General features: G+C 35.2%; 17 protein-coding genes. 7 read left to right on the top strand and 10 right to left on the bottom strand.

Annotation, left to right across the window (positions count from 1 at the left end; translation table 11 throughout):
- Positions 1-316: 316 nt before the first annotated feature.
- The 4 genes from IU405_RS03670 to alaS all read right to left on the bottom strand — a co-directional run bounded on the left by IU405_RS03670 (position 317) and on the right by alaS (position 7,215).
- A complete protein-coding gene (locus IU405_RS03670; protein ID WP_197437254.1) occupies positions 317-1,264 on the bottom strand; it encodes a GSCFA domain-containing protein in 948 nt (315 codons plus the stop codon).
- Between the two features lie 3 nt (positions 1,265-1,267).
- Positions 1,268-2,851 (bottom strand): DUF1501 domain-containing protein, encoded by a 1,584-nt coding sequence (locus IU405_RS03665; RefSeq protein ID WP_197437253.1) that lies wholly within the window; start codon positions 2,849-2,851, stop codon positions 1,268-1,270.
- Between the two features lie 5 nt (positions 2,852-2,856).
- Positions 2,857-4,479, bottom strand: a complete 1,623-nt coding sequence (locus IU405_RS03660) for a DUF1800 family protein (protein WP_197437252.1) — start codon at positions 4,477-4,479, stop codon at positions 2,857-2,859.
- Positions 4,480-4,599: 120 nt separating this feature from the next.
- A complete protein-coding gene (gene alaS, locus IU405_RS03655) occupies positions 4,600-7,215 on the bottom strand; it encodes an alanine--tRNA ligase (protein WP_197437251.1) in 2,616 nt (871 codons plus the stop codon).
- Positions 7,216-7,376: 161 nt separating this feature from the next.
- Between alaS and IU405_RS03650 the strand changes: the two genes are divergently transcribed.
- From IU405_RS03650 to IU405_RS03620, 7 genes are all read left to right on the top strand, one after another.
- The gene (locus tag IU405_RS03650; protein WP_197437250.1) at positions 7,377-8,339 is read left to right on the top strand and encodes a M23 family metallopeptidase; all 963 of its coding nucleotides are present in this window, start codon (positions 7,377-7,379) and stop codon (positions 8,337-8,339) included.
- Between the two features lie 5 nt (positions 8,340-8,344).
- Entirely contained in the window at positions 8,345-8,674 is a 330-nt protein-coding gene (locus IU405_RS03645; protein ID WP_197437249.1) for a MerR family transcriptional regulator, read from the top strand.
- Between the two features lie 101 nt (positions 8,675-8,775).
- Entirely contained in the window at positions 8,776-9,387 is a 612-nt protein-coding gene (locus IU405_RS03640) for a LemA family protein (RefSeq protein ID WP_197437248.1), read from the top strand.
- Entirely contained in the window at positions 9,388-9,825 is a 438-nt protein-coding gene (locus IU405_RS03635; RefSeq protein ID WP_197437247.1) for a TPM domain-containing protein, read from the top strand.
- Positions 9,822-10,649, top strand: coding sequence for a TPM domain-containing protein (locus tag IU405_RS03630; RefSeq protein ID WP_197437246.1), 828 nt, complete (start codon positions 9,822-9,824; stop codon positions 10,647-10,649). The genes IU405_RS03635 and IU405_RS03630 overlap by 4 nt, the downstream gene beginning before the upstream one ends.
- A gap of 4 nt (positions 10,650-10,653) precedes the next feature.
- Positions 10,654-11,511, top strand: a complete 858-nt coding sequence (locus tag IU405_RS03625; protein ID WP_231749525.1) for a hypothetical protein — start codon at positions 10,654-10,656, stop codon at positions 11,509-11,511.
- A gap of 353 nt (positions 11,512-11,864) precedes the next feature.
- On the top strand, positions 11,865-14,096 hold the full coding sequence (locus tag IU405_RS03620; protein ID WP_197437245.1) for a TonB-dependent receptor family protein: 2,232 nt from the start codon (positions 11,865-11,867) through the stop codon (positions 14,094-14,096).
- Between the two features lie 144 nt (positions 14,097-14,240).
- Here IU405_RS03620 and IU405_RS03615 read toward each other — a convergent pair whose 3' ends face one another.
- The 6 genes from IU405_RS03615 to pflB form a co-directional block, all read right to left on the bottom strand.
- Positions 14,241-14,927: a LysE family translocator gene (locus IU405_RS03615; protein ID WP_197437244.1), complete on the bottom strand. Its 687-nt coding sequence runs from the start codon at positions 14,925-14,927 to the stop codon at positions 14,241-14,243.
- Positions 14,928-14,949: 22 nt separating this feature from the next.
- Entirely contained in the window at positions 14,950-15,993 is a 1,044-nt protein-coding gene (locus IU405_RS03610; RefSeq protein ID WP_197437243.1) for a 2Fe-2S iron-sulfur cluster-binding protein, read from the bottom strand.
- A gap of 14 nt (positions 15,994-16,007) precedes the next feature.
- The gene (locus IU405_RS03605) at positions 16,008-16,997 is read right to left on the bottom strand and encodes an aspartate-semialdehyde dehydrogenase (RefSeq protein ID WP_197437242.1); all 990 of its coding nucleotides are present in this window, start codon (positions 16,995-16,997) and stop codon (positions 16,008-16,010) included.
- A gap of 390 nt (positions 16,998-17,387) precedes the next feature.
- Positions 17,388-18,644, bottom strand: a complete 1,257-nt coding sequence (locus tag IU405_RS03600; RefSeq protein ID WP_197437241.1) for an OFA family MFS transporter — start codon at positions 18,642-18,644, stop codon at positions 17,388-17,390.
- A 3-nt stretch (positions 18,645-18,647) separates the two neighbouring features.
- A complete protein-coding gene (pflA, locus tag IU405_RS03595) occupies positions 18,648-19,361 on the bottom strand; it encodes a pyruvate formate-lyase-activating protein (RefSeq protein ID WP_317193346.1) in 714 nt (237 codons plus the stop codon).
- Between the two features lie 161 nt (positions 19,362-19,522).
- The gene (gene pflB, locus IU405_RS03590) at positions 19,523-21,775 is read right to left on the bottom strand and encodes a formate C-acetyltransferase (protein WP_410896740.1); all 2,253 of its coding nucleotides are present in this window, start codon (positions 21,773-21,775) and stop codon (positions 19,523-19,525) included.
- Positions 21,776-21,936 lie beyond the last annotated feature (161 nt).

The raw sequence follows: 21,936 nt of genomic DNA, 5'->3' as shown, positions 1-21,936 counted from the left end.
TATATATTTACTACAGATGGTTTTTAAAAATTTTGGTGTATTTTACGTTTTTTTATAAATATTTGAATCCTATGGATTCATTTTGCCTTCTGAATATTTATTTGCTATAATTGTTTGAATCCTATGGATTCATCTTAATCACCAATAAATTTTTTTAATCCCATTAGGGATTACATATTTATAACAAATGGTTTTGGGTTGTCAACGACGACCCCAATAGGGGTCGAATATTGATATTTTTTTGTGTTATAAATGAGTAAACTTTATGAATTAATTTCATTTCTAAAAGGATTCAAAAAAAATCAAAACCTAAAAACTAAAACTCTATAAACGGAAATTTCAATTGAATTTGGGCAATTTGCTGTTTCAAATTATTTACAAATATTTGATGTTTTTCTGAATTTTCATGGAAAGGTTTGTGCAACAATCCTTTTTGAATGCTTTCTATGTCATTCATTATTGGAATGGTTTCCTCAGAAAACCAAGTAGTTATGAATTTCTCCCAAATATATTGAATCGCAATTTGATTGGGATGAATCATGTCTTCACCATAAAAACGATAATCGCGCAATTCGTCCATCATGATTTCAAACGAAGGAAAATACAAAACATTTTTATTTTTTGAAATGGCATGAATTGCTGCAATCAAATGCGCTTTGCTTTGGGTATTTTCCACAAAACCATCTTTCAAATGTCTCACAGGTGAAACTGTGAAAATGACCGTAATTTCAGGATTTATAGCTATCAGAGAAGAGATGATATTTTCAACACTTTCTGAAATTTCGTTTACGGAAAGTAATTCTTTGGTAAATTTCTTTTGTGGAATTTTATGACAATTGGCGACAATTTCATCAGTTTCAGAAAAACGATATATCCAAGAAGTACCAAAAGTAATGATGCAATGAGTGGCATTTTTGAGCATCAAATTGGTTGATTCAATTCCTGAATTTAGGTTGGATAAAAGCGTTTCTTTGTTTGAAGAACTCAAACTAGAATGTGCGTCAAAGCTATGCCAACGTTCATTTTCAAAGAAAACATCGTTGACTGTAAACACTTTTTTAGTAACAACTTGATGGATAAATTTCTCAATCGCTGTTGGATGAAATAAAATTCCAAATGGATTTTGAAGCACTTGAAATTTATAAAAATCAAATTTTGCTCCTATATTTTCAGAAAAACAAGAACCCAACAAAACTATTTTCGATTGGTAATTGATTGGGTTTTCAGGTTGTTTTTTTAACTGAACATTGGTTTGAAGTTTCATAAATTAATACTTCAATAACTTTTTGGTTCTTGAAATTCCTTTTGATTGGTAATGTATAAAATAATTTCCTTTTGGTAAGCTTGTTACCTCTACTTTTAAGGTGTGTTGTATTGCACTAAATCGTTGATTTGTAACCTGTTTTACAATTGCACCTATGCTATTATACAATGTAATTTTTATGTTTTCGTCATTCCCCAAAAATTGGATATTGATTGTATGAACTGTTGGATTTGGATACACCTCAATTTCTAATTCTTTTAATATAAAATCAGTGGTTGATAATGAAGCAGCACAGCCTTCTTTAAAAAGTGGTAAAGCAGCAAATTCATCAAATAAAACATTGGTAGATTGTTGTTTTGTTGCACCCAACCAATCAGTTAAAAGGGTACTATATATATTTCTAAAATCATATTGCATTTGTACACCTTCTTGGTCATCAACTTGAGTGTCAATTTGAGGGGCATCACCTAAAATTTGATTTTTTGCACAAGTACCAAACAAAAACAAAGGGGCTGCAGAGCCATGGTCTGTGCCGAATGCACCATTAGAACGAATTCTTCTTCCAAATTCAGAGTAGGTCAATCCAATTACTTTATGATCTATTTTTAACAATTCTAAATCTTCTTGGAATGCAACAATTGCATCTGATAATTCTTTTAATAAATCACTGTGTTTTCCTTGTGTAACATCTCCAGCAATTACCTGATTGTCATGATTATCAAATCCACCCAATTGAACAATATAAATCTTAGTTTTTAATCCGCCAGAAATTAATTTGGCTACATTTTTGAGTTTTCCTGCTAATTTATTGTTGTTGCTATTTTCGTATTTGGTTGATAAATTATTACCTGAATTTGCGGCTTTGACTATTACATCTGCATACGCATTTGTTTGAGCAATGGTTTTATTAACAAAATCTAATGAATCACCATAACAGTTAGCAGGCATTTCACCGGTATTAGACGCCAAAGCTGTTCCTGGATTTGTAGGGTCAGAGATTGCCATTGAAAAATTTGAATTTGTTCCTTGGCACGTTTCCGAAACTACTTTTCCTAAAGTAATGGCAAATGGATGTGGATTGTTTGTGTTTGGATAATTTTCTGGATATGCTGCATGATTTTCATCGAAAAAGCGTCCAAGCCAACCTGAAGAAATGTATTGATCTGCAGCTGATGCAGAATTCCAAATATCAGTAGATCTAAAATGCGACCTATTTTGATTTGGATACCCTACATTCTGAATGATTGATAATTTTTCTTGATTCCAAATGGTTTTCATCCCTAATAATGAAGGATGAAAACTCGTTTCACCATCAATGGAAACTAAATTTGCTTCAGGAATAATAATATTTGAGCGAACACTTTGTAGGTTGTCATATTGATTTAGATTAAAAACGGTGTTTAATCCATCATTTCCTCCTTGTAATTGAATTAAAACTAGAATATTTTCATTGTCTTCTGAAAATTGATATTCTTTTGGTTTGTCGTTTGCAAACAATGGAAAACCACTCAATGTTATTGGCAAGGCAGCTGAAGCAAAAGCACTTAGCTTTATAAAATCTCTTCTATTTAATTTGTTCGTCTTCATCAGCATTACATAATTTGAAATTCAGACATTTGTACCATAACAGCAATAAGATTTCGTAGTTTGTTTTCTACAGAAATTCGCATGGCATTGTCAGTAGGATTGTTTATATATGATGCGTATTCTACTGTCCACTCAAAATCAGGTAATCCAGGAATTAAAATTTCTTTCAATGATGTTAATTGACTTTCGGTAATTGGATAATTAAATAATTGATTTGATAATTCTGTAATTAAAATGTTGGGGTCATGAGAATTTACAATACCTGCTGCAACCTCTAATACCGGAATTAATGGTGGAACTGTATATTTTTTTTCATCAATAATTAAATCTCCACCAGTCACAATAATTTTGCAGTATTCCAATCTTTTAGGCAATAAATAACTATTGATCCAACTTTTATAGAATAATGGTTCTTGATAATAGGCTTTCCATCCTGCAACATCTGGATGATGAAACAAAGATTGATTTAAATCTGTTGCAGCTAAATATAAGATATATGCAAAATTATACTCATCATTAACGGACGTTTTTGGGGCTGAAAACAGTAAAGATTTTGTCGTTGAAAGCAATAAATCTATGGGGCTTTTTACCATACAAAAAGTACTTTCAAAAAAATGATTTGATGATAATAGCACTTTTAAAGCAGGAACAATATCATAATTATGGTCTCTAATTATCGTAGCCAAAGGAATAATAATATTGGTTTCTATGTCTGTTGATATTTCAGCATTTACAAACCATCTATAAAATTGCCTAGCAATAAATCTTGAACATTCCTCTTGTTGAAAAATAATGTCAATTAAATCTTTGTATTCATTCGCCCCATTTTCTGAAATAATGGCATTGTTAAATCTATGTGATAATTGTTTAGTGCCTTTTGCATGATTAAAGTTCGAAAAGAAAGAGCTCAAGGTATTTGCATCTTGCAAACTTCGAACACGCCATCCTGTCAATACTTTTGCAATTTCAATGACATCATTTTCAGTATAATTCGTGTAATCTCCATTTCCAACAGCATTTCCTTTTCCGATGGTAAAAAGTTCTAACAATTCTCTTGCATAATTTTCATTGGGCGCATTCACTGTATTTTGTGAACCGCTCAAATAGATAAGCATATTTGGATCTACTGTTATCTGTTTTACCAATTCTTTAAAGTTTTTTAAAGAATTTCTTCGCAAAACATCCATATAATAATACTCCCTGTGTGGATTAGCGTTTTCAGATACAAAATGATTGTGCCAAAACAACGTAAGTTTTTCTCTTATTGACATTTCTGCATTTTGCAGCTGTAAAAAAGACCACGCATAAAAAGATCGGTTTCTAGAAAAATAGATTCGAGTTCTATCTTGAGTCGAAGCAGCATCAGGATAAACAGGCGAATTCACCCAAGTTTCTCCATAATTTGCACCAGGGTCATTTATTTTGGTACCTCCAACACCATCTAATTGATATTTTAGAGGGGGTTCTGGAAGCGAATTTTCTTCAAAAAGTTTTTCGATTGTACCAGACAAACCTAATGAAACTGCCGTTTCAACTAAATTTTGAGTAACTCCAAAAGAGGTTCTTTTTAATAAATGCCTTGCCTCTTTTGAGGTCCAGTTTCCTGAAAAAGTATCTAAATAGGGCATAGTTTAGGTTGTTGATAATCAATTGCCTACAGTAAACCAAATCTAATCTTTTTATTTCAAATCGATTCTATAAAGTCAACTATTTTCTTTAGACACTAAAAGTAAAAAAAAGTTTAAAACCTAACTTAAATAATCCTTTGCTCTTTCCAATACTTTCGGAATTCCACCAGGATTTTTTCCGCCAGCAGTAGCAAAGAAATTTTGACCACCTCCACCACCGTGAATGAGTTTTCCTAATTCACTCACTACTTTTCCAGCATCATATCCACGTTCGGTTACCAATTCTTTTGAAATATAGCAGGTAATCATGGCTTTGTCATTTCCACTTGAAGTTGCAAAAACTAAAAATAAATTATGGTGTTTTTGCCCCAATCCAAAAGCAATATTTTTAATGCTATTGGCATCCAAATCCACTTTGGTTGCTAAAAATTGCACACCATTGATTTCTTGCAACTGATTTTGAATAACTTCAGAAACGTTTGCAGCTTTTTCTTTTAATAATTGCTCAATTTGTTTTTTCAAATCAGCATTTTCTTCTTGCAAACTTTGTACTGCTTTTGCAGGTTCTTTGGCGTTGTTTAATACTTGTTTGATTTCAGAAAGAGTACTGTGCGTATCAAAATAAAAGTTTTTTACAGCTTCATTGGTAATCGCTTCAATACGTCTAATTCCTGCTGCAACTGCGCCTTCAGAAACGATTTTGAAATGCCAAAGTTCACTTGTGTTTTTCACATGAATTCCACCACAAAGCTCTACAGATTTCCCGAATTTAATGCTTCTTACAGTATCTCCATATTTTTCTCCAAAAAGTGCCATAGCTCCTTCATCAAGTGCTTGCTGTAAAGGAATATTTCTTTTTTCTTCTAAAGGCAATTTGCCATCAATTCGTGCATTCACAAAATATTCAATATCACGCAGTTCATCAGCAGTCAATTTGGCAAAATGCGAAAAGTCAAAACGCAATGATTGTGGTTTCACTAAAGAGCCTTTTTGCTCCACATGCGTTCCTAAAATAGTGCGCAATGCTTGGTGTAATAAATGCGTAGCTGTATGATTGCTTGCCGATAATTTTCGATGTTCACTGCTCACTACAGCTTGAAAAACATCGTTGATATTGGTGGGTAAATTCTTGGTATAATGGATAATTAAGTTGTTTTCTTTCTTTGTATCAATCACATACACCACGTCTCCTTGACGATCTTTTAAAAATCCTTGATCACCCACTTGACCTCCTCCTTCAGGATAAAATGGTGTTAAATTGAACACCAATTGAAACAATTCTCCGTCTTTTTTAGAAGTTACTTTTCGGTATTTGGTGATTTTTACATCCGCTTCAGTGTAGTCATATCCAACAAATTCTTCAAAAGCATCTTCTCTAATCACTGACCAATCTTCTGTGCTAGATTCACTAGCAGCTCTAGAACGATTTTTTTGTTTTTGCAATGCTTCTTGAAATCCTTTTTCATCTAAGGTAAATCCTTTTTCTGATAAAATTAAGGATGTCAAATCGATGGGAAATCCAAAGGTATCATACAATTCAAAGGCTTTTTCTCCAGAAATCTGAGTGGTTTTTGAAGTTGAAATAATGCCATCCAATAACAACAATCCTTGCTCTAATGTTCTTAAAAAAGAAGCTTCTTCTTCTTTGATTACATTTTCAATCAACTTTTTTTGTTCTTTCAATTCCGGAAAAGCAACCCCCATTTTCTCACTCAACACTGTTGTTAATCGATACATAAAAGGTTCTTTTTTATCGAGAAACGTAAAGCCATAACGCACTGCACGTCTTAAAATTCGACGAATGACATAGCCTGCTCCTGTATTGCTTGGCAACTGTCCATCTGCAATGGAAAAAGCCACTGTTCTGATATGATCACAAAGCACACGAATGGCAATATCTTGCTTTGGGTTTGCGCCATATTTGGTATTGGTTATCGTCTCAATTTCTCTGATAATGGGTGTAAAAACATCCGTATCATAATTGGATTGAACCCCTTGCAACACCATGCATAAACGCTCAAAACCCATTCCTGTATCAATGTGTTTGTTAGGCAAATTTTCCAAAGACCCATCTGCTTTTCGGTTGAATTGCATAAACACCAAATTCCAGATTTCCACTACTTGTGGATGGTCGTTGTTTACCAAATCTTTACCATCAATTTTTGCTTTTTCTTCTTTGGAACGAATGTCCACATGAATTTCCGAACAAGGCCCACAAGGTCCTTGATCGCCCATTTCCCAAAAATTGTCTTTTTTATTGCCTTTTAAAATGCGGTCTTCAGGAATAAATTGTTTCCACAATTCGTATGCCTCTGTGTCCATTTCAAGGTTGTCTTCTTTACTGCCTTCAAAAACGGTTACGTATAAAATCTCTTTATCGATTTTAAAAACTTCGGTCAACAATTCCCAAGCCCAAGCAATGGCTTCTTTTTTAAAGTAGTCACCAAAAGACCAATTCCCTAACATTTCAAACAAGGTGTGATGATAGGTATCATAACCCACTTCCTCCAAATCATTGTGCTTGCCAGAAACTCGCAAACATTTTTGAGTGTCAGCAATTCGTGCGTTTTTTGGGATGCCATTTCCTAAAAAGTATTCTTTAAATGGCGCCATACCCGAGTTGACAAACATCAATGTTGGGTCGTCTTTAGGGACTAAAGGCGCAGATGGAACAATTAAATGCGATTTTTCTTCAAAAAAGCGTAAAAATGTAGCACGAATATCTTGAGATTTCATAGAGAAAATGTTTCTAATGGAAGTTGGATTGTGTTAATTAATTTTAAAAAAACCATGTAATAAAAAGCACTAATAAAATATTTTTTAGATTTGTAAGTTATAAAACATAGGTTTTGCGTTAAAAAACGATTTATTACCGCAAAAATAGTATATTTAGCATTATGGCGAAAGTAAAATATTATTATGATGAAGCAACTCTTACCTACCGAAGAATAAAGGTAAAAAAGGGGTTTTATTCACGTAGAATTATTTTTAGCACCATTGCTGTCTTGTTGATTGCATTTATTGGTTTTTTTACGTTTAGTCAGTTTATCATGTCGCCAAAACAGCGTGCTCAAAAACGGGAGTTGGAAAATTTGAAACTTCATTACGAGTTATTGACCAAAAGATTAGAGGAAACCGCCACCATTTTAGATGAAATTCAACAACGAGATAACAATATTTATCGAAGTTATTTTGAAGCAAATCCAATTACCGAAGAACAGCGAAAAGCAGGTTTTGGAGGGGTAAATCGTTACAAAGATTTGGAAGGATATGACAATTCTAAGTTGATCATCAATCTTACAAAAGAGGTTGATATTTTGTCAAAACAGTTGGTGGTTCAATCAAAATCTTTGGACGAGATTGTCAATTTGGCAAAAGACAAAGAGAATATGTTGGCATCCATTCCTGCCATTTTACCCGTAAAAAAAGAAGATTTTTATGTGGCATCAGGATTTCAAATGCGAATGCATCCCATTTTAAAAATCAATAAATTTCACAAAGGGATGGATTTTTCTGCGGCAAAAGGAACACCCATTTACGCTTCAGGAAATGGCAGAGTTATTTTAGCCGAAAGAAGCAGTACTTACGGAAATGTTGTGTATATTAGTCACGGTTATGGCTATCAAACAATTTATGCGCACATGAGCAAAATTGCCACTGCAAATGGAAGATATGTAAAAAGAGGCGATTTGATTGGATATGTTGGCAATACAGGATTGTCAGTTTCTCCTCATTTGCATTATGAAGTGTTGAAAAATGGAGTTTCGTTGAATCCTATTAATTTTTATTATGCTGATTTAACATTAGAAGAATTTGCAGCATTGCAAAAAGCATCAGAAGAAAGTCAATCTTTAGATTAAATGATATGTATATAGAGTTACCCGAAAAACGATACTATAAAATTGGTGAAGTGGCACAAGCGTTTCAAGTAAACACTTCGTTAATCCGTTTTTGGGAGAAAGAATTTGACGTGTTAAAACCCAAAAAAAACGCCAAAGGAAATCGACTTTTTACGCAAGAAGATTTAAAAAACATCAAACTAATCTATAATTTAGTCAAAGAAAACGGTTTCACACTCGAAGGAGCAAAACAAAAACTGAAGAAAAACCCAACAGCTATTTTTAACAATCACGAAATTATCAATAGGCTAGAAGCCGTAAAAGCGGAACTTGTCAAAATTAAAAATCAGTTGTAGAGACAGAGTGAAGAATAGAGAATAAAGAGAAAAGAGTATAGAGTTAAACCCAACAACCATCCACCAAAACCCATTAACAAACCACTAAAAAACAAAAAAATATGAGAAAATGGCTTATTCCAGTAATTATTATAGTAGTAATCATCTTCGGATTTTACAGCTGGGCAAAAAATTTTAACAACACAGCAGTAGTGTTGCAAGAAGACTCAAAGACCACTTGGTCTAATGTAGAAAGTGCGTATCAACGAAGAAATGATTTGATTGGCAATTTGGTAAAAACGGTACAAGGTGCAGCGGATTTTGAAAAAGAAACCCTAACACAAGTGATTGAAGCGCGTTCAAAAGCAACATCAACAACCATAGATGCCAACAATTTGACACCTGAAAACATGGCGCAATTCCAGCAAGCACAAACAGGTTTGAGTGGTGCATTATCAAAATTATTATTGGTGGTAGAACGCTATCCTGACTTAAAAGCAAATGCGAATTTTTTAGAATTGCAAAGTCAATTAGAAGGTACAGAAAACCGTATCAATGTAGCAAGAGATCGTTTTAATGAAGGGGTAAACAATTACAACAAACACATCAAAATATTCCCAAATTCGTTTTTAGCAGGGGTATTCAATTTTGATGAAATGAGTCGTTACAAATCAGACCCAGGTTCAGAAAAAGCGCCTAATGTAAACTTCGATTTCAATAAGAAAAAAGAATAAATGAGCGAAATTGAAGCTTTTTTATCACCCAATGATGAGCAAGAAATTGTAGCAGCGATCAAAGTTGCTGAAAAAAATACCTCTGGAGAAATACGCGTTCATATCGAACATTCCACGGAAAAAGATCCTTATGAACGCGCCTTAGAGGTGTTTTATTTGTTGGAAATGAACAGCACAAAAGACCAAAATGGCGTCTTGATTTATGTGGCTGTTCACGATCATAAATTTGTAATTTGTGGTGATAAGGGCATCAATTATGTAGTTCCCAATGATTTTTGGGAAAGCACCAAGGAAATTATGCAAGCCCATTTTAAAAAAGGCAATTTCAAACAAGGCTTGATTGATGGAATTCTAAAAGCAGGTGAAGAACTGAAAGCTCATTTTCCTTGGCAAGTGGATGATGAAAACGAACTTTCCAATCAAATTTCTAAAGGATGAGGGAGCCAGTTTTTAGTTTTCAGTTTTTAGTTTTTAGTAAAAAGGTGTTGTTTTTAGGATTCATTCTTTGTTTCCAAACACTTTTTTCTCAAGGATATACCATTCCCGAAAAACCCACTTTTCAAACCAGTGTTTACGACTATGTAAATTTACTCACCAAAGAACAAAAAGCCAATTTAGAAAGCAAGTTGGTAAGGTATTCAGATACCACTTCAACACAAATTGTTGTGGCTATTATTGCTTCAACAGAAGGTGAAAATATAGCCTATTTAGCTGCCAATTGGGGAGAAAAATGGGGAATTGGAGATGCCGTCAAAGACAATGGAATTCTCATTTTATTGGCCAAAGACGATCGGAAAATCACCATTCAATCGGGCAAAGGTGTGGAAGAGTTTTTAACCGATTTTGAATCCAAACGCATCATTGATAGGGTCATCATTCCCGAGTTTAAAAAAGGCGATTTTTATAGTGGTTTAGATGCAGGCGCTGACTATATTTTCAGAACACTGCAAGGTGAATTCAAAGGCACTCGAAAAAAAGAAGAGGAAAAATTTCCCATCGGTGTTGTTATCTTTATCGTTATTGTCATTATCGTCATCATTATGGCTTCCAAAGGAAATAATAATGGGGGCAAAAACTACAGAAATCAATCTCCGCTCGAAACTATTTTAGACACCATTATTTTGACCAATGCAGGCAGAAGAAGTGGTGGTTTTGGAGGTGGCTTCGGAGGCGGTTCTTCAGGTGGGGGTGGATTTGGAGGCTTTGGGGGCGGATTTGGTGGTGGTTCTTTTGGTGGAGGAGGAGCCTCTGGAGGTTGGTAATCACATGAAGAAACTAGCTATTTCTATTCTTTTTTTAGGATGTGTAGGCTGTCAAATCAATGAAAATTTTGGCAAACTTACTTTTTTGGCTGATTTACCAAGAGACTTAAACGAAGTTTCTGGCAATCAAACCCTTCCTCACAGTAAGCTGATTTGGATGCACAATGATGGGGGAAATGCTTCGAAAATTTATGGGGTTTCCAGAAAAGGAACGATTGTCAAAGAACTGACAATTGATGCTGAAAATCACGATTGGGAAGACATCACTAGGGATGAAAAAGGCAATCTATACATAGGTGATTTTGGCAACAATCGCAACAACCGTCAAAATTTACGCATCCTAAAAATTCCTCATACTTTTATGACTACTGCTGAGGTTGTTGTAGAAACCATTGCTTTTGAATACGAAAACCAGCAAGCATTTCCACCCCAAAAGACAGCACTTTGTTTTGATGCAGAAGCCTTTTTTTATTTTAAAAACCATTTTTACATTTTCACCAAAAGCAGGGTAAAAAATCGGTATGGTCAAACCTATATGTATAAAATCCCTGCAACACCAGGGAAACACACAGCACAATTGGTGGGCAAATATTACAACGGAAATAGCAGCCATTCTTGGATTACTGGGGCAGCGATTTCCGATGATGGGACAAAAGTGGTATTACTTTCAGAGAAAAATGTCATGATTTTTACTGATTTTGAAGGCGATGCTTTTTTAACAGGAACAGTCATTACCAAGTTGTTCAAACATATTTCCCAAAAAGAAGGTGTTTGTTTTAAAAACAACAATACCCTTTATATTACTGACGAAAAAACAGGCTTTAAAGGGCGTAATTTGTATGAGTTTTCGATCAAACAATAAAGTTATTCACGAGAGTTTATTCGTTAAAAACCAGGAATCCTAATTTGAAAGTTGGGTTTTGAACAGAAGTTTGCATCAATATAAAAAGGCAATATACTGGAATACATTAAGAATTTGTATTTGTTTTGAGTAAACAATAATAAGCGCATTTCTTTATAGCATCAAAAAAAACAAAAATGGTGCATACTTCCAAATACCTTCATAAACAACAAATTCCATCAAAACAAGAATTGAACAATTCCCCCAGAATTGTTAAAAACCAAAATTAATTTAAAATTAATCTAAATAAGTTTTGCATAATTAGAAATCTGCTTTTACTTTTGCAATCAAGAATTAATCTAAATAAATTTTAAATGAGAAAATTGTATGCTCTTTTCGCTTTTGGATGCAGTTTGTACATGCATGCACAAAATCAGAATGTTATTTTAAACGATACGATTGTAAGATTAGACACAGTGGTAGTGTCATCTGTAAGAGTGAGTCCAGATCGCTTGCCCGAAACCCAAAAAAATGCCATTTTTTCTGGAAAAAAAAATGAAGTGTTAAAACTTTCTTCTTTCAATGCGAACCTAACCACCAATAATGCTCGTGAAGTTTTTTCGAGAATACCAGGAGTAAATATCTGGGAAAATGATGGCTCTGGTGTACAAATAAATGTGGGAGTCAGAGGGTTAAGCCCCAATAGAAGTTGGGAATTGAATGTTAGACAAAACGGCTTCGATGTCTCTGCAGATGTGTTTGGCTATCCTGAAGCGTATTATAACCCTCCTTTGGAAGCGGTGGAAAACATTGAATTAATCAGAGGTGGTGCTGCCTTGCAATATGGGCCACAATTTGGTGGGATGCTAAACTATGTATTGAAACGCGAAAACACCAAAAAATTCTCTTTCGAAACCCAAAATACTGTAGGTAGTTATAATTTAATGAGCAGCTACAATGCCATTGGTGGAAAATTAGGCAAGTTTTCTTATTATGCCTACAATCATTCCCGAAGTGCAGATGGCTGGAGAGAAAACAGCCAATACAAAGTACGAAACTCGCATTTGTTTTTGGAATATGCTTTTACAGAAAATACCAAACTTTCGGCGGAATATACGAACATGAACTATGAATTGCAGCAAGGAGGTGGTTTAACCGATGCTCAATTTGATGAAAATCCTCGTCAATCCGTAAGAGAACGAAATTGGTTTGGCGTGCCTTGGAATGTGTTTTCGGTGAACTTTGACACCAAAATTTCAGAACGATTAACCTCTAATACCAAGTTTTTCGGCTTGGTGGGAGAAAGAAACAGCGTGGGTTTTACGGCTACTCCAAATATTCCAGATGCTATCAATCCGGCAACCGACCAATATGCCAACCGAAGAGTGGATAGAGATTTCTATGAAAATTTTGGCTTAGAAAACAGAAATTTATGGCACTATAATTTAGGGAAAATGGAAAATAATTTGGCATTTGGAGTTCGATTATATCGTGCAAATACCATCCGAAATCAAGAAGGTCGTGGCACTGCCGCAGCAGATTATGATTTGAGCGTAGAAGGAATCTATCCAAGAGCATTAGATTTTTTAACCAACAATGTAGCTGTCTTTGCAGAAAATCAATTTAAAGTAACCGAAAAATTCAGCATCACTCCCGGAGTTCGATACGAATACATCGAAAACATCGGAAGGGGTAGATTTGGATTACAATCTGGCAATGAAGTGCCGTTCGAAAATAAAAACATTTCTCGTAGCAGAGCTTTATTTGGTTTTGGGTTGGAGTATGTGTTTGGTACCACCAATTTGTATGCGAACATCACACAGGCATTTCGTCCAGTGTTATTTTCTGACTTTACCCCACCAGCAGTTACCGACGTTATCGATCCAAACTTAAGCGATGCTTCTGGGTATAATGCCGATTTGGGCTATCGTGGAACCATTAATAATTATATCAATTTTGATGTAAGTTTGTTTTACTTACGTTACAACAACCGTATTGGGGGAATTCGTCAGTTTGTGAATAACGACCCAACTCAAGGAACATTTTTATATCGAACCAATTTAGGCGAAACCGTAAACCAAGGAATAGAAAGTTTTGTGAATTTTAATGTTGCTCGATTTTTTAACATCCACAACACTTTCGGAAATCTAGAGCTATTTGCTACGATGAGTTTTATTGATGCTCGCTATACTGATTTTAGTGTGTTTACCACAAGTGGTTCAGCACCCAATGTGGTAATTACAGAAAGCAATTTAAACGGCAATCGCGTAGAAAATTCCCCAAGATATGTGCATAATTTTGGCTTAGTGTATAGCAAAAATAATTTTTCTTCTACTCTACAATACCGCACTTCAGGGGGTATTTTTACGGATGCCAACAACACTCAAAACCCTTCGGCTAATGGAGTAACCGGCTGGTTAGATGGTTATGAAGTAATGGATTTTTCTGCAGAATACAAATGGCTGAAGAACTATAATATCAAAGCTGGCATCAACAACCTAACCAACCAAATGTACGCAACAAGAAGAGCTGGAGGGTATCCAGGTCCGGGAATATTACCGGGAGAAGGCAGAACCTTTTTTGTTTCAGTTGGGGCAAAGCTTTAAAATAAAGTACCACAATGTGCCACTTTATTTGATAGTGGCACGTTGTTTTTACACTATTTTTTAATCAAATATCTAAGAGTTCATAAAGCTTTGTATGGTCTTTGATTCCTTTCAATGTTTTCAATTAGTATAAAAACAACTGCTTTATGAAGCAATAACTGCCGAAATTTTCATCATCGAATTGATCTTATCATTCGGTATAAACCCTTTCAGCATCAAGAAAACACCACAAACAATCAGAATAATCCCCATAATTCTTTTGATGCGATACACCAAAGCAGGCGTCATTTTATCTTTTAGTTTTTTGGCTAAAAAGATTTTTACCAAATCCGTAAGGAAATAGCCCAAAATGATAAACCCAAAGTAGGAAAATATGGCTGTTCGACTCATGTCCAAAGAGGGCCCAATAACCAAAACGGCACCCAACCAAAAGGTTAAAACACCAATATTGATAAAGTTTAAGAAGTAGCCTTTGATAAAAAGTTTTAAATAGTTGTTCTTGATAGGAATTTCTAAAATTTCACTACTTTCTAGCGCTTCTTTTTTATTTTCCTTGTCAAAATAGGTAATCAATCCATAAATAATCAATACCATGCCACCAATAAAAAACAATCGAGGGTCGTCTTTTATTTTTTCTAACAACGACCTACTGCCATAATACGCAATAAGAATAAAGGAAATATCGCCCAAAATCACCCCCAAATCAAAAATGATGGCGGCTCTTGCTCCTTTTAAGATACTGGTTTGTATCAACATAAAAAAAACAGGCCCTATCATGAAAGCCATGAAAAATCCAATAAGTAGGGCGTTTTTTATATTGTAAATATCCATACTTTACAAAAATACGGATGTTTTATACATCATCAAAATCAATCGTGATTTTTGGAGTTACAGGATGTGCCTGACAGGTTAAAATAAATCCATCTGCCACTTCGCCATCTGTCAAAATAGAATTTTTCGTCATCACGGCTTTTCCTTCGGTCACTTTCCCCAAACACGAACTACAAACCCCTCCTTGACACGAATAAGGGGCATCAATATGATTTCGCAAAGCAGCTGCCAAAATGGTGTCTGTTTGGGTCATCGTAAACGTGGTTTCTTCATCGTCCAAAAGGATGGTGATGGAAGTAGTACCGTCTTTAATTTGCGAGCTAGCTTCCGCATCAACTGCAGTTGTAAACAACTCAAAATGAATGTTTTCTGATGACAATCCTCCCTCTTTCAAGGTGTTGGAAACCGTGTCAATCATGTCTTTAGGACCGCATAAAAAAGCTGCATCAAAAGAGGTGTCCTTGTATTTGTTTTTGATAAAAAAATTGGTGAAAGCTTTGTCTATTCTGCCAAACAATGCATTTTCTTGACGCTCTCTACTGCAAATAAATTCCAACTGAAAATTGGGATATTGCTGTTTCAATGCCAATAATTCAGTGTAAAACATCGTTTCGGAAACAGTTCTATTTCCATAAACAAGCGTAAAAGTGGCACTTGGTTCGGATTCTAAAACCGTTTTCAACATCGATAAAATCGGCGTAATTCCACTTCCTGCAGCAAACCCAATATAGTTTTTGTTGGGTTGAGGTTGCAATTGAAAGCGGCCTTCTGGGGCAGAAATTTCAATAGCATCCCCCACTTTCAATTCGGAGGTTGCATAACTAGAAAACACGCCTTTTTCCACAGCTTTGATGGCTACTCGTATTTCGCCACTTTGTGGTGTAGAGCAAATTGAATAGGCACGTCGTACGGTTTCTCCATGAATCTCTTTTTGCAATGTAATGTACTGTCCTGCTGTGAATTGAAATTCTTTTTGAAGGTTTTCAGGAATGTGAAATAACACAGAAACCGCAGTTGCGGTTTCGTGTGTAATCTCTTGAATGCTAGTTTTATAAAATGTTGACATTATGAAAAATAAAATTATACCAAGTTGTGAGCGATTAAATATTCAGCAATCTGAATCGTGTTGGTTGCTGCTCCTTTACGCAAGTTATCTGCAACAATCCACAAATTTAAGGTATTTTTTTGAGATTCATCTCTTCGGATACGCCCAACAAAAACGTCATCTTTGTCATTGGCAGTGATAGGCATTGGATAGATATGGTTTGCCAAATCATCTTGCACAATCACACCTGGAGTTTCACTTAAAATTCGACGAACTTCAGCCACATCAAAATCATGTTCAAATTCCACATTTACAGCCTCTGAATGTCCTCCTGCAGTAGGGATTCTGACAGCAGTAGCAGTTACTGAAAACGAATCATCGCGTAAAATCTTTTTAGGTTCTTTCACCAATTTCATTTCTTCTTTAGTGTAGCCATTTTCTAAAAATACATCGCATTGAGGAATGGCATTTCTACCAATTTTATAATGATAAGCCATTTCGCCTTCAATTCCTGCTTCTTCATTTGCCAATTGTTGCACGGCTTTTACACCTGTCCCAGAAACAGATTGATAGGTAGAAATTACCACACGTTTCATAGTGTATTTTAAATGCAAAGGTGCTAAGACCATCACCAATTGAATGGTAGAGCAATTAGGATTCGCAATGATATAATCGTCTTTGGTCAACACATCCCCATTGATTTCTGGCACGACCAATTTTTTATCAACATCCATTCGCCAAGCTGAAGAATTGTCAATTACTTTGGTGCCTACAGCAGCAAATTTTGGAGCCCATAACAACGAGGTTTCACCACCAGCAGAAAACAATGCGATTTCAGGCTTTAGAGCAACAGCTTGTTCAAGCGTCACAATCGTATATTCCTTTCCTTTGAAAGTCAAGGTTTTTCCTGCAGATTTTTCGGATGCAACCGGAATCAATTCTGTGATGGGAAGATTGCGTTCTTCTAAAACTCGTAACATGACTGTGCCGACCATTCCTGTAGCACCCACAACTGCTATTTTCATTTGAAATTTGTTTTTTGTAATTAGGCTGCAAATATCTTAAAAAATGTAGGATTCTATTGCCTCAAAAACCGTTAAATCAAGAAAAGTTTAAAATTGAAGCAACAACATTTCTGGTGTTTAAAATTTAACTTTTACGGTTGTTCAAAATGAACTTTACCCAAAACTTAGTGCCTTTTTTGCCACTGATTTACGGATTTTTGATCACTATGAATCCAATAAATTTGAATTTTCATCAAAGATGAAAACAATTATGGTGATGAAATCCTTGAAATTTGTGAATCCGTGGCAAAAAAAACTATTTTTTTATCCAATAAAATAATTACACTCAACAAGCTATTTACACTATTATTTACAACCTCATTTTTTGAATTAACATCAAAAAGATACATTTTACCCGAAACTTAGCGTCTTTTTTGCCAATTTTTCTGATTTTAGAATGGATACTTTCATCAAAATAGAGATGACAAGCGCGATGACAAACAAACCTGCAAAAATGAGCAAGGTAGTGTCTAAAGAACCTGTTTTTTCTTTCACCATATCATAAATAGTAGGGCCTACCACGCCAGCCAAAGCCCATGCAGCCAAAACATATCCGTGAATTGCACCCAATTGTTTGGTGCCAAATAAATCGCCCAAAAAAGCAGGTAATGTGGCAAAACCTCCTCCATACATGGTGATGACTGTGAATAAAACCAATAAAAAGATACTTTCTACACCAATTTTTGGAAGGAAATAAAACGCTAAAACTTGGAAAGCAAAGAACAAAATATAGGTATTTGCTCTGCCTAAATAATCAGAAATCGTAGACCATAAAAGTCTTCCTAATCCATTAAAAACCCCAATAAAACCTACAATAGTTGCTGCTTGCATGGACGTGTAATTTAGTTTTTCCTGCATCATAGGACTGGCAGCAGAAATGATGGCAATCCCACAGGAAATATTGATAAACATCATGATCCAGATATAGTAAAATCGTTCCGATTTGAGTGCTTCGTTTGCGGTAACATTCGAAATATCTTGTTTGATAGCGTTTTTTGCAGCGTCATCAAATCCTTCAGGAAAATAACCAACAGGAGGTCTTTCAATATAATTGGCTGAGGATAAAATAATGATGGTATAAAGCGTACCTAAAATATAAAAGGTGTTTGCAACGCCTACTGTTTCAAATAATTTTGCCATGATGGGACCAAATATCAACGCAGCAAATCCAAAACCCATAATTGCCATTCCTGTAGCCAATCCTCTTCTGTCTGGAAACCATTTTACCAAAGTACTTACTGGAGTAATATAACCTACTCCCAATCCAATTCCACCAATAACCCCATAGCAAAGATAAAACAACCACAAAGAATCCAATTGAACAGCCAATCCCGAACCTAAAATGCCCACACCATATAAAATACCAGCTGTAATCCCACTTTTTCTAGGACCTACTTTTTCTACCCATTTTCCTAAAAATGCTGCGGATAAACCTAACAATAAAATAGCAATTTTAAACGCCCATTTTACGGTGCTTCCTTCCACTTCAAAAATATCTTTTACAGGATTTGTCATGACAGAATAGGCATAGACGGAGCCAATTGAAATGTGAATTCCCACTGCAGAAGCAGCAATTAGCCAACGGTTTTTTAGTTTTTGTGCATTCATAAGTTAGTTGATTTTTACTTTTTGAAAGTAGTTACTTAAAATAGCTTTTGCAGATTGCAATTCAGCTTCGGTATTTTCTCTAGCGTTTTTTAACGGATATTCCCATCCCAAAGCCTCCCATTTGTGGACGCCTAATTTGTGATAAGGTTGAATTTCTAGTTGTTCAATGGTGGTAAAATCTTTGAAATAAGCACCTAGTTGATGCAACAATTCAGGATGACTCGTGATTTCGGGAATCAACACATAGCGCAACCACATTTTTTTGCCAGTTGCTTCTCGATGTTTCGCCATTAAAAAAGCCGTTTCTTTGTTCTTTTGTCCTGTAATTTTTTTAAACCCTTCTTCGGTCATGTGTTTGATGTCAAGCATAATTAAATCGGTATAGTCATCCAACAATTCTGTAACAGGATGGTTTAAAATTCGCCCATTGGTATCAATAGTAGTATGAATGTTTTCTTCTTTCAAACGCTTGAAAAAGGCAATCAAATTGGTGGCTTGCAACAAAGGTTCTCCACCTGAAACGGTCACTCCACCAGTTTCACCAAAATAGGATTTCATACGGATGGCTTTTTGTACCAACGTTTCAATGTCCATATCCTCACCACCATGCGTATCAATCGTATCTGGGTTGTGGCAATACACACATTTCAATTTGCATCCCTGCAAAAAAACGACCATTCGTATGCCTGGCCCATCATGAGTGCCAAAAGATTCAATGGAATGAACGCGTAATATGTTTTCAGATGTTTTGATAAGAAGTAGTTTTTCTGATGATAAAAAGGATTCAAAAAATAGGGTTATTTTAATGAAGACGATACAGCGCTTTTGAAGGCGAAAATCCTATTTTTTGAATCCTAATTCAACTAATATACAAATTATTATAAAGACTCGTGGAAAGATCGCGAAATCACTTCCATTTGTTGTTCTTTGGTCAATCGAATAAAATTAACGGCATATCCAGAAACTCTAATTGTCAATTGAGGATGATTTTCAGGATGTTCCATAGCATCTAATAGGGTTTCTTTGTCAAACACATTCACGTTTAAATGTTGTGCTCCGTGATCAAAATAGCCTGTAAGTGTGCCTACCAAATTGTCAATTTGCTCTTCTTTAGTAGCTCCCAATGATTTTGGAACAATCGAAAAGGTATTTGAAATTCCGTCAAGAGAATCTCTGTAATCTATTTTCGATACAGAATTTAAAGAAGCAATAGCACCATTGGTATCTCTTCCATGCATTGGATTTGCGCCTGGGGCAAAAGGCACTCCATAAGCTCTTCCATCAGGAGTGGCACCTGTTTTTTTACCATACACTACATTGGATGTAATGGTCAACACAGACATGGTAGGAGTGGCATTTTTATAAACGGCGAGTTTTTTGAGTTCGTCATTAAACGCTTTTACAGCATCTTTTGCAATCAAATCTACACGATCATCATCATTCCCATAGGTTGGAAAGTTGCCTTCAATTTTGAAATCAACCGTCAATCCCTCTTCATTAAAAATAGGAGTTACTTTCGCATATTTGATAGCAGACAAAGAATCTGCAACAATAGATAAACCTGCAATTCCGTAAGCAATATTAATATCAGGATTGGTATCAATCAATGCCATTTGGGCTTTTTCATAATAATATTTATCATGCATATAATGTATGATGTTCATGGCATCATTGTACACTTGCGCTACTTTTTTCATAGCGATTGCAAAGTTTGCCATGACTTTTTCATAATCCAACACTCCTTGAATGGGTTCAATGCCATCTACAATTTTAGTTCCTGTGATTTCACATCGACCACCATTGATGGCCAATAAAAGTGTTTTTGCCAAGTTGGTTCTTGCACCAAAAAACTGAATTTGTTTTCCTAGTTCTTGGTAAGACACACAGCAGGCAATTCCGTAATCATCAGAACCTCTTGTGGTTCTCATCAAAGCATCATTTTCAAATTGGATAGAGGAGGTTTCAATCGCTACTTTTGAACAGTATTTTTTGAAATTCGTAGGCAAATAAGGAGACCATAAAACCGTAATATTTGGTTCTGGTGATGGACCTAAATTGTATAAAGTATGTAAAAATCGGAACGCTGTTTTGGTTACTTTTGTTCTTCCATCATGCAACATACCACCAATGGCTTCAGTAACCCAAGTAGGGTCGCCAGCGAAAATTTCGTCATAGGCTGCCATTCTCAAGTGACGCACCATTCTCAATTTCATCACAAATTGGTCAATAAATTCTTGCGCTTCTTCTTCGGAAATGAATCCGTTTTGCAAATCTCTTTCAATATAAATATCCAAGAACGAAGCTACATTTCCTAAAGACATAGCAGCTCCATCTTGTTCTTTTACAGCTGCCAAATACGCCATATATGTCCATTGCACGGCTTCTTGAGCATTTTCTGCAGGACGATTGAGTTCCAAATTGTAATGATTTCCCATCACAATCATGTCTTTCAAGGCTTTGATTTGTTCGGCAACTTCTTCACGCAAACGAATTACAGCATCTGTCATAGGGCCTTTGATGGATGCTAAATCTTGTTTTTTAGCTTCAATCAAACGATCAATTCCATACAAAGCGACTCTTCTATAATCACCAATAATTCTACCTCGTGCATAATTATCTGGCAAACCTGTTAAAAATCCTAAGTTTCTTAGTTTTTTGATTTCGGAATTATACACATCAAAAACACCATCATTGTGGGTTTTTACATATTTACTAAACAAGGTATTGATTTCATCACTAGGTTGAAATCCGTGTTCCTCCAATGCTTTTTGAACCACTTTATAGCCTCCAAAAGGTTTCATTGCGCGTTTCAAAAGGGCATCTGTTTGCAATCCTACAATCACTTCATTTTCTCTGTCAATGTAGCCTGCTTTAAAATTGGCAATTCCTGAAATGGTTTCAGTATCCACTGAATGTACTCCATTTCTTTCTCTTTCTTCTTGGGTAAATTTTTTACAAACATTCCAAAGAGCCACTGTTTTCGGACTTGGTCCTACTAAAAAATGGTCATTTCCGTGATAAGGAAGGATGTTTTGAAGGATAAAATCACGCACGTTAATGCTCGTATTCCAAACGCCTTTTTTAAAATCGTTGTTGTTGGTTGCTACGGATACCATTTCTTCTAAAATCATAATATGTATATTTATGTTGCTGTATTACTTGCTTATGAGCCACAAAATTAAACCCACAATAGTTCTAAAAACATGATAAATGTTAGGTTTTGAGGATTTATTTAAGAAAACGATGTAGTTGTAAATAGCTATAAAACAACACATTAACATGTTCAAATATT

Source organism: Polaribacter sp. BAL334, assembly GCF_015767435.1.
Taxonomy (GTDB): Bacteria; Bacteroidota; Bacteroidia; order Flavobacteriales; family Flavobacteriaceae; genus Polaribacter.
Note: the sequence above shows the minus strand (reverse complement) of the source record. Positions and strands in the feature narration are given on the sequence as shown.

Excerpts from the sequence above, each read along its gene's own strand:
- IU405_RS03670 (WP_197437254.1), bottom strand. The coding sequence starts at position 1,264 with ATGAAACTTCAAACCAATGTTCAGTTAAAAAAACAACCTGAAAACCCA.
- IU405_RS03665 (WP_197437253.1), bottom strand. The coding sequence starts at position 2,851 with ATGAAGACGAACAAATTAAATAGAAGAGATTTTATAAAGCTAAGTGCT.
- IU405_RS03660 (WP_197437252.1), bottom strand. The coding sequence starts at position 4,479 with ATGCCCTATTTAGATACTTTTTCAGGAAACTGGACCTCAAAAGAGGCA.
- alaS (WP_197437251.1), bottom strand. The coding sequence starts at position 7,215 with ATGAAATCTCAAGATATTCGTGCTACATTTTTACGCTTTTTTGAAGAA.
- IU405_RS03650 (WP_197437250.1), top strand. The coding sequence starts at position 7,377 with ATGGCGAAAGTAAAATATTATTATGATGAAGCAACTCTTACCTACCGA.
- IU405_RS03645 (WP_197437249.1), top strand. The coding sequence starts at position 8,345 with ATGTATATAGAGTTACCCGAAAAACGATACTATAAAATTGGTGAAGTG.
- IU405_RS03640 (WP_197437248.1), top strand. The coding sequence starts at position 8,776 with ATGAGAAAATGGCTTATTCCAGTAATTATTATAGTAGTAATCATCTTC.
- IU405_RS03635 (WP_197437247.1), top strand. The coding sequence starts at position 9,388 with ATGAGCGAAATTGAAGCTTTTTTATCACCCAATGATGAGCAAGAAATT.
- IU405_RS03630 (WP_197437246.1), top strand. The coding sequence starts at position 9,822 with ATGAGGGAGCCAGTTTTTAGTTTTCAGTTTTTAGTTTTTAGTAAAAAG.
- IU405_RS03625 (WP_231749525.1), top strand. The coding sequence starts at position 10,654 with ATGAAGAAACTAGCTATTTCTATTCTTTTTTTAGGATGTGTAGGCTGT.
- IU405_RS03620 (WP_197437245.1), top strand. The coding sequence starts at position 11,865 with ATGAGAAAATTGTATGCTCTTTTCGCTTTTGGATGCAGTTTGTACATG.
- IU405_RS03615 (WP_197437244.1), bottom strand. The coding sequence starts at position 14,927 with ATGGATATTTACAATATAAAAAACGCCCTACTTATTGGATTTTTCATG.
- IU405_RS03610 (WP_197437243.1), bottom strand. The coding sequence starts at position 15,993 with ATGTCAACATTTTATAAAACTAGCATTCAAGAGATTACACACGAAACC.
- IU405_RS03605 (WP_197437242.1), bottom strand. The coding sequence starts at position 16,997 with ATGAAAATAGCAGTTGTGGGTGCTACAGGAATGGTCGGCACAGTCATG.
- IU405_RS03600 (WP_197437241.1), bottom strand. The coding sequence starts at position 18,644 with ATGAATGCACAAAAACTAAAAAACCGTTGGCTAATTGCTGCTTCTGCA.
- pflB (WP_410896740.1), bottom strand. The coding sequence starts at position 21,775 with ATGATTTTAGAAGAAATGGTATCCGTAGCAACCAACAACAACGATTTT.